The 13,715-nt window shown below is 64.1% G+C and carries 13 protein-coding genes and 2 pseudogenes; 6 read left to right on the top strand and 9 right to left on the bottom strand.

The features are described from left to right. Window positions 1-397: 397 nt before the first annotated feature. Entirely contained in the window at window positions 398-1,399 is a 1,002-nt protein-coding gene (locus tag CAG33_RS10710; RefSeq protein WP_085638533.1) for a restriction endonuclease, read from the bottom strand. 238 nt (window positions 1,400-1,637) lie between these two features. On the opposite strand from CAG33_RS10710, the pseudogene CAG33_RS28760 reads away from it, so the two are divergent. Together CAG33_RS28760 and CAG33_RS10705 are read left to right on the top strand one after the other, a co-directional pair. Further along, a pseudogene (locus tag CAG33_RS28760) lies at window positions 1,638-1,727 on the top strand (hydrolase); the annotation flags it as partial. Between the two features lie 178 nt (window positions 1,728-1,905). Continuing rightward, window positions 1,906-2,262 carry a DUF6124 family protein gene (locus tag CAG33_RS10705; RefSeq protein WP_085638340.1) on the top strand — a complete coding sequence of 119 codons (357 nt, stop codon included), beginning with the start codon at window positions 1,906-1,908 and terminating at the stop codon, window positions 2,260-2,262. 105 nt (window positions 2,263-2,367) lie between these two features. Here the strand turns inward: CAG33_RS10705 and CAG33_RS10700 are convergent, their stop codons facing one another. Further along, a complete protein-coding gene (locus tag CAG33_RS10700; protein ID WP_139833003.1) occupies window positions 2,368-2,940 on the bottom strand; it encodes a GNAT family N-acetyltransferase in 573 nt (190 codons plus the stop codon). A 149-nt stretch (window positions 2,941-3,089) separates the two neighbouring features. Here CAG33_RS10700 and rimJ point away from each other — a divergent pair, with 149 nt between their 5' ends. Further along, window positions 3,090-3,677, top strand: coding sequence for a ribosomal protein S5-alanine N-acetyltransferase (gene rimJ / locus CAG33_RS10695; RefSeq protein WP_085638337.1), 588 nt, complete (start codon window positions 3,090-3,092; stop codon window positions 3,675-3,677). 68 nt (window positions 3,678-3,745) lie between these two features. Continuing rightward, window positions 3,746-5,179, top strand: a complete 1,434-nt coding sequence (locus CAG33_RS10690) for a glycosyltransferase family 39 protein (RefSeq protein ID WP_085638334.1) — start codon at window positions 3,746-3,748, stop codon at window positions 5,177-5,179. Window positions 5,180-5,242: 63 nt separating this feature from the next. On the opposite strand, the gene CAG33_RS10685 is transcribed toward CAG33_RS10690, so the two are convergent. After that, a complete protein-coding gene (locus tag CAG33_RS10685; RefSeq protein ID WP_085633609.1) occupies window positions 5,243-6,064 on the bottom strand; it encodes a phosphatase PAP2 family protein in 822 nt (273 codons plus the stop codon). A 26-nt stretch (window positions 6,065-6,090) separates the two neighbouring features. Beyond that, the gene (locus tag CAG33_RS10680) at window positions 6,091-6,762 is read right to left on the bottom strand and encodes a histidine phosphatase family protein (protein WP_085578369.1); all 672 of its coding nucleotides are present in this window, start codon (window positions 6,760-6,762) and stop codon (window positions 6,091-6,093) included. A 338-nt stretch (window positions 6,763-7,100) separates the two neighbouring features. Here CAG33_RS10680 and CAG33_RS29025 point away from each other — a divergent pair. Beyond that, window positions 7,101-8,051: pseudogene (locus CAG33_RS29025) on the top strand (methyl-accepting chemotaxis protein); the annotation flags it as partial. A gap of 42 nt (window positions 8,052-8,093) precedes the next feature. Further along, window positions 8,094-8,957: a methyl-accepting chemotaxis protein gene (locus CAG33_RS29020; protein WP_371856092.1), complete on the top strand. Its 864-nt coding sequence runs from the start codon at window positions 8,094-8,096 to the stop codon at window positions 8,955-8,957. 260 nt (window positions 8,958-9,217) lie between these two features. Here CAG33_RS29020 and CAG33_RS10670 read toward each other — a convergent pair whose 3' ends face one another. The 5 genes from CAG33_RS10670 to CAG33_RS10650 form a co-directional block, all read right to left on the bottom strand. Further along, complete coding sequence (locus tag CAG33_RS10670; RefSeq protein WP_085578365.1) at window positions 9,218-9,586, bottom strand: glyoxalase superfamily protein; 369 nt, start codon at window positions 9,584-9,586, stop codon at window positions 9,218-9,220. A 118-nt stretch (window positions 9,587-9,704) separates the two neighbouring features. Then, window positions 9,705-11,162 carry an amidohydrolase family protein gene (locus tag CAG33_RS10665; RefSeq protein WP_085638331.1) on the bottom strand — a complete coding sequence of 486 codons (1,458 nt, stop codon included), beginning with the start codon at window positions 11,160-11,162 and terminating at the stop codon, window positions 9,705-9,707. Window positions 11,163-11,186: 24 nt separating this feature from the next. Beyond that, entirely contained in the window at window positions 11,187-11,825 is a 639-nt protein-coding gene (locus CAG33_RS10660; protein ID WP_085638328.1) for a YdcF family protein, read from the bottom strand. Continuing rightward, window positions 11,822-12,484, bottom strand: a complete 663-nt coding sequence (locus tag CAG33_RS10655; protein ID WP_256576731.1) for an HAD family phosphatase — start codon at window positions 12,482-12,484, stop codon at window positions 11,822-11,824. The genes CAG33_RS10660 and CAG33_RS10655 overlap by 4 nt, the downstream gene beginning before the upstream one ends. Window position 12,485: 1 nt before the next feature. Further along, on the bottom strand, window positions 12,486-13,661 hold the full coding sequence (locus CAG33_RS10650) for an MFS transporter (RefSeq protein WP_085638322.1): 1,176 nt from the start codon (window positions 13,659-13,661) through the stop codon (window positions 12,486-12,488). Between the last annotated feature and the right edge of the window lie 54 nt (window positions 13,662-13,715).

The following is a 13,715-nucleotide window of genomic DNA, read 5'->3' as shown; positions in this document are numbered from 1 at the left end:
GTGTAAAGAATCGTGTAGAAGCTCGGGAGAGGGTCTGGCGAGGAGATCGGATAGCTGGTCGGTGTGGCCACCGGCATTCACAGAGTCGTTCAGCTCGGCTTTTCATTCCACGCAGCAAGCCCCTGTCCGGGCGTACCTGTATCGGCTCGGCCGATTACATCTGAGAGAATTGCAAAGGGGGCCCGGTATTCCAAAGAATACTCCCAGCAAATCAAAAATACGTTAAAAACTTAAAAATCAGTAGCTTACAATTTCAGTTCAGATTACCCCGGCCCATCAAATGTTCAATCAAAGACCTCCCCGGATGTCTTTGATTGTGCCTGGAATTGGGTAGAACTAGATCTCATCTCACCCGAATCCTCCACCTCTCCAATCACCAACTCAAGACATGCAACCTTCACGCAGGCACGTAAAAGTAACTCAACGGCACCAATCGCTTAGTCTCCGGATCGGTGGCTGGGTAATGCGCCATCAACGTGCGCGCCAGTTCATCCAACGTCCACATCGTCAGATGTACGTTGGCCCGCTCACCTTCATACAGCGCCTCTTTAGTAAACCCACCAGTGCTTACATACAGCCCTCGATCATCCTTGTGCCTTCCACCGAGAAAGCTGCGGATTTCGTTGCTCCCCATCCGAGCATTCCGATGCTTGACCTCGACAACAATTCGCGGTGGCTCAAATCCAAAGCCATCGGGCGATGCAATGATGTCCTTGCCCCGGTCAGCACCGGCCGGTGACACAAGCGTTTTGTATCCCATCGCTCGCAAGATACCCGCTACCAACTCCTGCATCTCAGCCCAGTCCAGACTGTTGATTTGATCTTTGATGCGCTCGAAAGCGATCTCCTGAACGCCCTTCAGCGGATCCTCAAGAGCTTCTGGTTCTTCAATCAAATCCTTTGGTGCAGTGGTCACGCTCTTACCAGTGGCCAGGGCCAGCAATTCCTTCTGGGCATCCTCAGCAACATTGAACACGGTAAGCGTAGATCCCAGGCTGTTTCTGCTGGCACCGGTGAGTTTGTCGCGGTCGACCTCCTGCGCAAACCACTCAACCGGCCTGGTCAAAGACATACCCTCCTCTGCCAGGTCGGGACGATGCTGGCACGCACCAGTGAAGCGGCCCACCAAGTAGGTCCGGTTCGCAGGAGAATAGGTAACGACCGTATCGCCGATGTTGATTTCGTTAACGAAACGGAACACCTGGGAAGCACCCGATACGGCACTTGCATCCTTGATCCCTGGCTGTAGATCTTTATAGGCTTGGATCAACGCCTTTCGGGTAACGCCAGGCTTGGCCTCAAGCGCCAGTTGAGTCCACCCAATGGCTGCGAGATTGCGATCTCTGAAATCGTCATAGAGACGGCCGCCGTCACCTCGAATCATCCACATCGTGGGCATGTTGATACTCATTCTTTCCATGGAGTTGAGGCGAAACTGTAGCAATGGTGATTCTTTGTGTGAATGAAAAAAGCACGACACGTAGCTCTGCTTACCTGCAGGCAAAAATCAGGTTTCACAAGGCCGCGATCAGCTCGACGGCGAAGCAACATACTTGTCCACAAGTTGGTACTGCTGCCCTACAGTCGATCACGCGCGACGGTCGAAAAAAGTCTCTGCGCCTACCTGAATAGCCCCAGCATCAGTCAACGCCGTATTGCAGCCAACATTGCTCACCGACCTGACCGTAAGTTCGTCACTGAATCGCTCCGGTGGGCTAGGCATTTAACTGTGGGGACATCACTTCAGACACACGCCAACTTCAGCCGAGCTCCGTGCTCCCCTAAGCACGTCCTAGGAAGTTTCCCGCAACACGCGTCGACTTCCATGAACTGTTTCAAGCATCACCGACACGATAGGCTCCTGGCTTCGCTTTCACCCGGCCATCAAATGCCTGGAGCCCCGTCATGAAGAAAGACAGCCAGACCCCGCCATCCCCAGCACCCGATTCGGAACCCCACGAATCCCGCCCGCAGCCCAGCGAACGTGCGCGCAAGCGCCGGCAAGCGCCACCCTTCAAGGAGCTCTTCAGCGTCCGCACCGATGTGGACACGCTGACCCTGCTCACGCACGCCACCCAAACCCTGGCCGCGCTCAACTCCGTGACGGCGAATTTCGCCGACGGTTTCGAGGGGGCGCAGCGCAGTCGGATGCTGGCGATTCAGCAGTTGGCGACCATGACGGAGATGCTGGTGTGTCGGGCGCTGGAAACTGTCGATCCGCAGCAGGTCGTCGTGCCACCGCCGGCGCCCGTTGTCCACTGAGGCGGCAGGCTTGGCGCCGAGGGTGCAAGTCATTCATCGACATGAACTTTTCTTCACCCCCCGTTAATCGACGGCCGTGTACATTGCCCTCGCTCATTCAAGAAACTACGGTTCGCCCGCGCTCTCCCGCGGGCTTTTTTTTGCCTGGGGTTTGGCCTTGAGGCGGTAGGCCAGCGTGTCTTGCACGCCGTGCTGCGGCGAGTTGCGGGCGGCGGGGTGCACGCGGATCAGCTCGAATCCGACGGATTCCGCCAGGCGTTGGCTGCGGGTGTTGGCCGAAGACGCGCTCAGATAGAAGGCAGCGTCAGGAAAACCACAAAGCAATCGGCTCAATGCAGCACGCATGTAGCCCTTGCCCGAATGCTCGGTGTTGGCCCAGTACCCCACGACGTAACGATTGCGTCGCCGAGGCTTCAGGCCGATGCAGCCCAGGACGGTCTGGCCGTCGTCGGCGACGATGAACCAGCGGCGCTCGCCGGCCTCGCTGCTGAAGTCGTCACGGGACATGAGCAGAAACTCAAGCGCCTGTTCCTCGGTGGTGTGGGGACGGGCCCAGGGCAGGAATTCGGCGTGGGCGACGTGGCTGGTGTTGAGCGCGTGGGCAAGCGCGGTGCACAGCGTCGGGTCGGGGGGCAGCAGGCGCAATGATTGCTGGCCGGTGGTGAACGCAAACTCCATTTCCTTTTCCTTGATCGGATTCCATGTGGTTCGACGATATACGAAGCCGCCTCGTGAATCTTCAGACCCTGCGCAAACTCAAGCGAGCGGTTTGTGTTTTCGTCCCTATCGGTCAATTCTTCCAGTAAGTCCCGCCAACGGAGCGCCCGATGCCGCTGTTCACCTTGCCCTGCCAACGCCTGACGCTCGCCGTGCTCGATCCGGAGCAGGCGGGTCTGGAACACGATTTCTACCAACGCAACCAGCGTCACCTGGCCCCGTGGTCGCCGATCCGCACCGACGACTACTTCTCCACCGAACAGATCCGCCGGCGCCTTGAGGTGCAGGGCAGCGCTTTCGAGGCCGGGCTGGCGGTGCATTTGGCGCTGCTGACGCCGGACGGCGGGCAGATGATCGGCGCGTGCAATTTCAGCGGGATCATCCGCGGCGCGTTCCAGGCCTGCTTCCTGGGCTATCACATCGATGAGGCCCATCAGGGCCAGGGTTTGATGCATGAAGCGCTGGAGGCCGGCATCGCCTACATGTTCGAAAGCCAGAACCTGCACCGGATCATGGCCAACTACATTCCCGGCAACGAGCGCAGTGCGCGGTTGCTGGAGCGCCTGGGGTTCGAGCGTGAGGGTTACGCCAAGGCGTACCTGAACATCGCCGGGCGCTGGCAGGACCATGTGCTGACGGCGCGGGTGAACGAGCGGTTCGAGGCAGAGGAGCAGCGTTGGTCGCGACGTCTTTCCTGACGTTCACAATTTGTTAAGCATTGGCCGGGTAAGCTCGGGTTTCCTGCTCACTCCGGTTGCCTGAATCCATGTCGCGTGCCGCCTCGTCCCTGTTCCTGCTTGCCGCCCTGCTGTTCTTCTTCGCGTTGGGCAACCATCAACTGCAAGGCTCCACCGAGGCCCGGGTCGCCGGGATCGCCATGGAGATGCACCTGGACAACGACTGGGTGACGCCGCGCCTGTTCGGCGAGCCGTTCCTGGAGAAACCGCCCCTGAGCCTGTGGCTGGACGCCGGCGCCCTGCGCGTGTTCGGCGTGTCGCCGTGGGCGGTGCGGCTGGCGTCGGCGTTTGCCGGGCTGTTCAGCGTGATGGTGCTGTACACGATGCTGCGCCGCCTCGGACGGCCACGGGCCATCGCTTGGACGGCGGGGATTCTGCTGGCGACCATGGCCAGCTACTGGAGCAACGTGCGTGGCGTCGGCGAAGACGCGTTGCTGGCGCTCGGCGTGACCACCGCGCTGCTGGCGTTTTTCCAGGGCCTGCGTTCGCCGACGGTGGGTAACGGCCTGCTGTTCGCCGCCGGGATCGCCGTCGCTACCCTGAGCAAAGGCGTGCTGGGCCTGGCCATGCCGGGGGTGGTGATCTTCGCGTACCTTTTGGCGGACAACCTGATGGACCGGCGCCTGAAGCTCGGCGCCTGGCTGCGTCCGGGCCTGCTGACGGCGTTGGGGCTGGTGCCGCTGCTGATCTGGCTGGCGGTGCTGTACCAGCGCGGCGGCGCGCAGGCCGTGGGCGAAGTGCTGCTGACCAACAGCGTCGGGCGCTTCAGCGGCTCCTTCGTGGAGGCCGGCCACTACGAACCGTTCTACTACTACCTGGCCAAACTGCCGGAAGCGTTCCTGCCGTGGAACATTCTGGTGTACCTGGGGCTGTGGCACTTTCGCAAAAGCCTGCGGGCCAACCGTTACCTGCTGTTTTTCAGCCTGTGGATCATTGCCCAGTTCATCATGCTGACCCTGGCCTCCAGCAAACGCACGGTGTACCTGATGTCGATGACCCCGGCCGCCGCTGTGATCGCAGCGGAGTACGCGGCGGTGCTGTTCGAACGGCTGAAGGGCCGCGAACACGGCTTCACCGGCTGGCTCGCTCGGCACCGCCGGGCCTTGGCATCCGGCCTGCTGGCGCTGGTGATCGCCAGTTACCTGGGCGCAGCGCAGTGGGCGATGCCCCGGGCCGACCGTCAGTTGTCGTTCCTGCCGCTGACCGAGCAGATCCAGTCGATGCAGGCCAACGGCCAACAGGTGGCGCTGTTCCAGGCCAACGAGCGGCTGGGTGGCGCCAGCGTGTTCTACACCCAGAGCATCCTCAAGGGCCTGGACACCCCCGCCCAACTGGACGCCTACCTGCGCGCCTCGCCGGCCCACGTGGCGGTGATGTCCGGCGACGGCGAGCCCGCCGCGCCGCTCAAAGTGCTCAAGACCATGATGGTCGGGCGCCAGGCCTACTATTTCGTCGGCTACTGAGGGATTCACGCCCATGAAAAAACCGCCAGTGACGGCGGTTTTTTCATGCACGACGCAGAAGGGTCAGGCAGTGCCGGCCTGGGCGGCGAACACCGGCCGCCGGCGCTCTTGCAGCACCGGCAACGCCAGCCGGGCCTGGCCGTAGAACGCCAGCGCCGTCAGCAGGCAGGTCAGCCAGACGAAGATCCCGGCCCAGAACGTGTGGGACATGTAGTGCCAGCCCTGCAGCACCCGCGTGGTGCCGTAGATCAGGCCGAGCAGCAGCGATCCGTACAGCACGGCGCTGGAGAAACGCCACTGGTGACGGCGCGCGACAAAGTACAGCGCCAGCATGGTGAACCCGCCCGACGCGTGGCCGCCCGGCCAGCAGCGGCCGTCGCCGGCCTCGCGGAACAGCTGGAAATTGCTGAACCAGTCGACGTGCGCCATCTTGCCGCCGTACAGCGTGGTTTCGATCGGGCAATACACGCTGGTGTGGGCCTTGAGGAAATGGATCACGCCGGTGCACAGCGCGAACGCCACGACGACGAACAGCCAGTCGCGCCGATGCTCAGCGGCGAAGCGCAGAACCGGCGCCACCTGGCTGCGCTCCAGGAACGCACCCAGGCGCGGGCGCCGGTCGGTGCCCAACAATGGCCAGACGAACGACAGCATCAACGCGATCAACGCCCCTTCGGCCGTCCAGTTCGGAATGATTCGCGCCCATTTGTGGGTGAACTGTTCGAACAGGTGGTTCTGCTCGATGGGGAACAACTGGCTCACCGGGTCGAACAGCAGGTTGCTGAAGGCGACATCGAGGTGGGTCATGTCGAACACCGCAAACACCAGCGCCGCGCAGGCCAGGGGAATGCCGAAGTTGAACAGGTAGTAGCGGCTGGGCGTCATGGAGTGTCCTGAGGTGAGGGAGGCAGTCATTGGGCAGTCACCGAGCGCCAGTCCGAGGCTTCGATGAGGCCGAGCATTTTCGGCGCCGATGGGTTGGCGGCGGAGATGAACAGGGAGGCGCCGTAGCCGGGCGTCGAGGCGGAGACCTTCAGATCCTTTTCCAGCTGCGCCATGCATTCGCTGTGGGTCACCAGGATCAGGTTGCGCCCCGGCACCTTGTGCGCGAGGGCGTCCTGCAGCATCCGGCCCTTGCAGTTGATCAGCCAGTCCTCGCCGGTCGCCGCCCGGTTGAACATGTAGCCGGCGGTCTGCACGGTGCGCAGCATCGGGCTGTTGTAGATGTCGGCATGGGCCAGGCCCAGGCGCTCGAACTGCGCGCCGACGCCCACGGCAACGCTGCGCGAGCGGTCGGTGATGCCATCGTTGCCGATCAGGCAAGGCGCCTTGGAGTGGTCGCAGCGCTCGACATGGCGCACCAGCACGATCATGTCGCCCTTGGCCCACCCCGCCGCCAGCGCCTTTGCGCCGGCCACGTTGCCGTGGGCCAGGTCCGGCACCGCCGCAGGCGCCAGCAGCCACAGGGTCAAGGGAACCGCCAGCAGCGTGGCCGCCAGGATCACCCAGGCATTGCGGTAGCGGGCCAGGCCGCCCAGCGACAGCGAGCGTTTGACCCCGAACAGACTCAGTCTCAATTCCACAGCAGGCCGCCTCACCGGCATACAGCACGCGACATTCAAAGCGGCGAGGTTAAGGACAGCGGCGTGGGCGACCGGTGAAACGCGTGTGAAAAAAACCTTGGGAGGACGTGCGGACGCGCCGGAAAGCTTTGTTACAGATTCCGTCCGACAAAATCCTTTCAGCTCTCGGGATTGCGGCCGATACAGTCCTGCTAACACCCTTGCTGGCTCAAAAGAACAACAATCTTCCAGCCCAACCGACGATCAAGCAGCACAACGTTTCTGGAGGAATTGTGATGAATAGCTGGTTCGGCAACATCAGCGTGAACCTCAAACTGGGGCTGGGCTTCGGCCTTGTCCTGGCACTGACCTGCATCCTGGCGCTGACCGGCTGGACCAGCCTGGGCGGCCTGATTGACCGCAGCAACTGGATGAGCGACATCACCCAGCTCAACGCCGGCCTGACCAAGCTGCGCGTGGTGCGCCTGCAATACATGCTGACCAACGGCGACGAGACCGCCGCGCAGAACGTGCAGACCACCCTCGACGGCTTCGCCGCTCAGCAGCAGGCGTTGATCAGCAAGTTCAAAAGCCCGGAAAACGTCAAACTGCTCAAGGAGCAGGCGCAGACCATCGCCGAGTACCAGACGTCGCTGAACAAGATGCGCAACGCCTACCGTACCGGCAACAGCGCACGCGACACCATGTCCGCCAACGCCGAGACCGCCTACACCCAGCTTGAGACCATCAGCGACTTCGTCCGCCAACTGCCGATGAGCGAGCAGCGCTTCGAGCAGTTCCAGGCCATCACCGAAGCCAAGGAAGCTTTCATCCTGGCGCGCTACGAAGTGCGCGGCTACACCGCCACCACCAACGCCGACACCGAACAGAAAGCCGTCGCCCAGCTGAATGTCGCGATCGCCAGCCTCAAGCAACTGAACGCGCACTTCGCCAGCTCCCACCAGAGCGCCCTGCGCCAGCTGGAAGACGCGCTGGTCAGCTACCGCAGCGCCTTGCAGGCCTACAAGGCCGCCAACACCGACGCCGTGCAGGCGCGCAAGGAAATGACCGACCAGGGCGCCACCATCGTGACCCTGAGCGAGCAGCTGTACCAGATCCAGCTTGACCGCCGCGACGTGGAAAGCGCCCAGGCCCGCACCCTGCAACTGATCAGCACCCTGCTGGCGCTGCTGGTGGGCGTGATCGCCGCCGTGATCATCACCCGTCAGATCACCCGTCCGCTGCAGGAAACCCTGACCGTGGTCGAGCGCATCGCCAGCGGCGACCTGACCCAGAACGTCAAGGTCACCCGCCGCGACGAACTCGGCGTGCTGCAGCAAGGCATCGCCCGCATGGGCGTGACCCTGCGCGACCTGATCAGCGGCATCCGCGACGGCGTCACCCAGATCGCCAGCGCCGCCGAAGAGCTGTCGGCCGTCACCGAGCAGACCAGCGCCGGGGTCAACAGCCAGAAGGTCGAGACCGATCAGGTCGCCACCGCCATGCATGAAATGACCGCCACCGTGCAGGAAGTCGCGCGCAACGCCGAAGAGGCCTCCCAGGCCGCTGCGGCCGCCGACGGCGAAGCCCGCGACGGCGACAAGGTGGTCAACGAAGCCATCGCCCAGATCGAGCGTCTGGCCAGCGAAGTGGTGCGCTCCACCGAAGCCATGACCGTGCTGCAGCAGGAAAGCGACAAGATCGGCAGCGTCATGGACGTGATCAAGGCCGTGGCCGAACAGACCAACCTGCTGGCCCTCAACGCCGCCATCGAAGCGGCCCGAGCCGGTGAGGCGGGCCGTGGCTTCGCCGTGGTCGCCGACGAAGTCCGCGGCCTGGCCCAGCGCACGCAGAAGTCCACCGAGGAAATCGAAGGCCTGGTGGCGGGCCTGCAGAACGGCACCCAGCAAGTGGCCGCCGTGATGAACAACAGCCGCGCCCTGACCGACAGTAGCGTGGCCCTGACCCGCAAGGCCGGCGACTCCCTGGAGAACATCACCCGCACGGTGTCGAACATCCAGTCGATGAACCAGCAGATCGCCGCCGCCGCCGAGCAGCAGAGCGCCGTGGCCGAAGAGATCAGCCGCAGCATCATCAACGTGCGCGACGTGTCCGAACAGACCGCCGCCGCGAGCGACGAGACCGCCGCGTCCAGCGTCGAACTGGCCCGCCTGGGCGGTCAGCTGCAGCAGATGGTGAGTCACTTCCGCGTCTGACACCCGTCAGCGGGCAAGCCTGCTCCCGCAGGGACGCAACGAACCTGCGGGAGCAACTGTCTTGATCTTTTCCTGGGGCGCCTTCTCTGGCGCCATCGCCAGCAGGCTGGCTCCCACAGAGGATTGGGGTGGATGCAGAATCTGCGCCCACCGCAAAGCCATGTGGGAACGGCGATGCGACTTGCCCGCGAAAGCGGTCAGAAGGGTTGCCGAAAACGTTCGGCCGTTACCGCAGACGCTCTGCTACGCCAGCGAACGCCTCAAACACAAATCGCATTGGTGAACACCAACCGGTTCCCGAACGGATCGGTCACGGTCATGTCCTGGCTGCCCCACGGCATGGCCTGGATGTCCGGGCGGGCGAATTTGTAGGCCTTGGCGATCAGTTGCTGCTGAAACGCCTCCAGTTCGTCGGTCTCGATGCGCAGGGCCGAGCCCGGCGTGGCGTCGCCGTGGTGTTCGGACAGGTGCAGCACGCAATCACCCCGGGAGATTTGCAGGTACAGCGGGAAGCCTTCTTCGAAGCGGTGCTGCCAATCGATCGTGAAGCCGAGGAAACCGACGTAGAACTCGATCGCCTTGGCCTCATCGAAAATCCGCAGGATCGGAGTGGTTTTGCCGAAGCTCATGGGTTGCTCCCTGACTGATTGGCCCCAATTGTAGACGGGCTGGATGTCAGCGCTTCGGCCTGCGCCCGGCATTCTTTAATTGCAATGTGCCACCACTGTGACGCACTGCTCGGAATCCTCAGCGAAATCCCTCCCGCAGGTCGCCCCGGCGCGCCAGAAACCGTCCTTCCCGGCACCCTGTAGCTTGCCCGTCGCGGTAGCTCAAAGCGCCGTTGACCCACACGCCGTCGATCCCCTGCGCCGGCCGTTGCGGGTCGTTGAAGTCCGCCACGTCGCGCACGGTGGCCGGGTCGAACAGCACCAGATCCGCCCAATGCCCTTCGCGGATTTCCCCGCGTTCCGCCAGGCCGAAGCGCTTGGCCGACAGCCCGGTCATCTTGTGCACGGCGGTGTGCAACGGAAACAGCCCGACATCGCGGCTGAAATGCCCCAGCACCCGAGGGAACGCGCCCCACAGGCGAGGATGCGGGAACGGGTCTTCCGGCAGGCCGTCGGAGCCGACCATCGTCAGCGGATGCGCGAGGATCCGCCGCACGTCGTTCTCGTCCATGCCGTAATACACCGCGCCCGCCGGTTGCAGGCGCCGCGCCGCCTCCAGCAGCGGCACCTGCCATTCGGCGGCGATGTCGGCCAGGTCGCGGCCGCCCATCTGCGGGTGGGGCGTGGACCAGGTGACGGTGATGCGGTGGGCGTCGGTGACCTGCTTGAGGTCCAGGGTCGAGGAACTGGCCGCGTACGGATAGCAGTCGCAGCCCACCGGATGGGTCTTTGCCGCCGCTTCCAGGGACGCCAACAATTGCGGACTGCGCCCCCAGTTGCCGACGCCGGCGCACTTGAGGTGGGAGACGATCACCGGCGATTGCGCGTGGCGTCCGATGCGGAACGCTTCGTCCATGGCCTCCAGCACCGGTTCGAATTCACTGCGCAGGTGGGTGGTGTACACCGCGCCGAAGGCGTTCAGTTCTTCGGTCAGTTGCATCACTTCCTCGGTGGACGCCGAGAACGCGCTCGCATAGGCCAGGCCTGTGGATAACCCCAAGGCCCCTGCTTCGAGGCTTTCGCGCAACTGCTCGCGCATGGCGGCGATCTCTTCGGCGCTGGCGGTGCGGAAAAGGTCATCGAGGTGATTGCTGCGCAGCGCCGTATGCCCGACCAGCGCCGCCACGTTCAGCGTCGTGTTCGCCGATTCGACCGCGGCGCGGTAATCGCGAAAGCGCGGATAGACGAACGCCGCCGCACTGCCCAGCAGGTTCATCGGATCCGGCGGATCGCCCCGCAGGCTGACCGGTGCGGCGCTGATCCCGCAGTTGCCGACGATCACCGTGGTCACGCCCTGGCTGAGCTTGGGCAGCATCTGCGGCTGGCGGATCACCACGGTGTCGTCGTGGGTGTGCACGTCGATGAACCCCGGCGCCAGCACCCGCCCGGCCGCGTCGATCTCTTCGCGGGCGCGGGCGTCCGGCAGGTCGCCGATGCGCTCGATGCGGCCGGCTCGGATCGCCACGTCGGCGGTGTAGCCGCGGGCATTGCTGCCGTCGATGACGTGGGCGTTGCGGATCAGTGTGTCGTAGCGCATGGGGTCTCCGGCATCAGGCCAGCGTCAGTCCCTTCCCTTGATCAGATGATGATCGAATCCCTGCTCGATCAGGTAGCGCCAGGCCACCTGGACATCTTCCGGGATTTCCTGCCCGACCTGAAAGCCCAGCGACGGATAAACCTTGATCCGGTGCACATCCCCGACCATTTCGTCGATCAGCCCCAGCACGCCGATCAAGTGACTGACCCCGTCGGGAAAGCCGAACGCCGGCGCATCCACCCACGCGTCGAGTTCCGGCCACTGCACGGGCAAGGTCAACGCCACGCGCCGGATCGAGTTGGGTTTGGTCAGGAACGTCGCCCGGCGCACGTCCGGAAACAGCGCCCTGGCGAAGGCGATGTTCTCGGCGAAATTGGTGGCGCGGCGCTCCAGGGTGAACCGCTCCGCCGGCACCCCCAGCATAAGGGCCCGTTGCGCAAAGACTTCGGCTTCGGGACGTTCCCACAAATGCTTCGTCCAGTTGCCGGTGTTGCCGGTGAACAGCAGGTGCGGGGCGACGCCGCGTTTGAGCAGCTCGCAGGCGTAGTCGCAGACCCGCAGGTCGTAGGAGCCGCAGACTACGATCAGCTCGCAGGACTCGTGCCCGCGCCCCGACCCGAGAAAGTCCCACAGGACGCTGGCGTGCTTGAGGGTCGGCGTCATGAGAGAACCGCCTCCCGGGCACTGAGGACCAGGCCGCCGTCGACGTAGCCATGGGCCGATTCCGCCGCCAGCGAGACCGGCAGCCGGGTGAAGTCGGCGTACGCGCACGCGGCGCCGTGCCCGGTCAGGGTCGGGTCGTCGCCGATGCCGATGCACAGCGCGCCGCTGCCGGTGGCCGACTGCACGCCGCTGACGGAGTCTTCGAAGACCAGGCATTCATCGCTTCGGCAACCCAGCCGCGCCGCCGCCAGGTGATAGGGATCGGGCGCGGGCTTGCCGTGGCGCACATCGTCACGGCAGATGATGGTGTCGAAGGCCGAGGCCAGGTCATGTTGCTGCAGGACGTGTTCGACCCGCGCCCGCCAACTGCTGGTCACCAGGGCCATGGGCACGCGCCCCCTGAGCCGGTCGATCAGTTCGGCGACGCCCGGCACCAGCGAGCACGCGGAACGTTCCTCGATGGCGTCGACTTCCTGCTTGATCGCCGCCCGCTTACGCTCGTCGAAGCGGCCGAACAGGGCCTGCAAGGTGTAGCCACCGGGGCGGCCGTGAATGTGCTCGTCGATGAACGCCTGGTCGACGGCGATTGCGTACTGGCGCGCCACGGTCGTCCAGGCGAGTTCGATGACCTCGCGGGACTGGATCAGCACGCCGTCCATGTCAAAGCAGACGGCTGTAAACGTTCTTGGTGTCATCCGTTGAACTTCGCATTTTCTGGTGGGCGATGAAGGCCAGCGCCGTGCCGGCCAGGGCGAACAGGGCCATGACGCGATAGGACCACTGCGGCAGCATCTCGTACAGGTAGCCGGCGAACGGCGTGGCCAGCCCCATGGGCAACGCGACAGCCAGCGAATAGTAGACGCCTTGGGTGAAGACCTGGATGTCCTGCGGCGCGTGATCGCGGATCAGGCGCATGATCGCCGAATGGTAGGCGGCGAAACTCAGGGCGTGCAGGCATTGCCCCAGCACGATCAGCGCCAGCGCGTCGCTGTCGGAGAAGAACGCCCAGCGCACGGCGGCGCAGACGCTGGAGACCATCACCACCGGCAGCGCCGGCCAGTGCGCCAGGACCTTGTTGGAGAACGCGAAGTAGGTGATTTCCGCCAGCACCGCCAACGCCCAGAACGCGCCGATCCAGCTCGCGGAATACCCCTTCACGCCCCAGCCGATCGAGGCGGTGGAAAAGTACAGGGTGTGGCTCAATTGAATGCAGCTGGCCGCCGCAATCGCGATCAGCAGCGGCTTGTGGGCGAACAGCGCTGTCCAGTCCGGACGCTTGGGGGGGCGCCCGGCCGGCGCCGGCGGCGTGCGCGGCACCCGATGCTTGAGCCACAGGCAGGCCACCCCGGTGAAGGCCATGCTCGCCGCGATCACCAGCGGCACCCAGGACTGGCCTTGGTGCGCGAACAGCAGGCCGCCGAGGGTCGACGTCAGGATGAACGCCGACGACCCCACCGCCCGCACCCAGCCGTAGTTCTGCAACGCCTGCTTGTCGCGCTTGAGCAGGTAGGACTCGGACAGCGGCAGCACCACCATCCACAGGCCGCCGAACAGGATGCTCAGGCACACGAATCCCCACAGGTGCGCCGGCATGAAATGGAACAGCAGCGTGCACAGCGCCGCCGAGAAACCGAGCGCGGCGGCCAGGCGCAGTTGGTCCACGCGCCAATCGGCCACGTAGGTGATCAGCACGCCGGTCACCACCTGCGGCCAGTACACCGCCGCGATCAGCAGGCCGATCTGGCTGGCGCTGAAGCCCAGCGAGTCCAGCCAAGTCGGCCAGAACGGATAGATGATCCCTTCCGCCGCAAAGAAACCGAAAAAGATCAGATACATTCGTCATCCATAGGACTTGCCTCCGGTCAGGGCTCCGGCGGAGCCCTGCTGTCG

The sequence above is a fragment of the Pseudomonas sp. B3(2017) genome, assembly GCF_002113595.1.
GTDB classification, from domain to species: domain Bacteria; phylum Pseudomonadota; class Gammaproteobacteria; order Pseudomonadales; family Pseudomonadaceae; genus Aquipseudomonas; species Aquipseudomonas ekonensis.
Note: the sequence above shows the minus strand (reverse complement) of the source record. Positions and strands in the feature narration are given on the sequence as shown.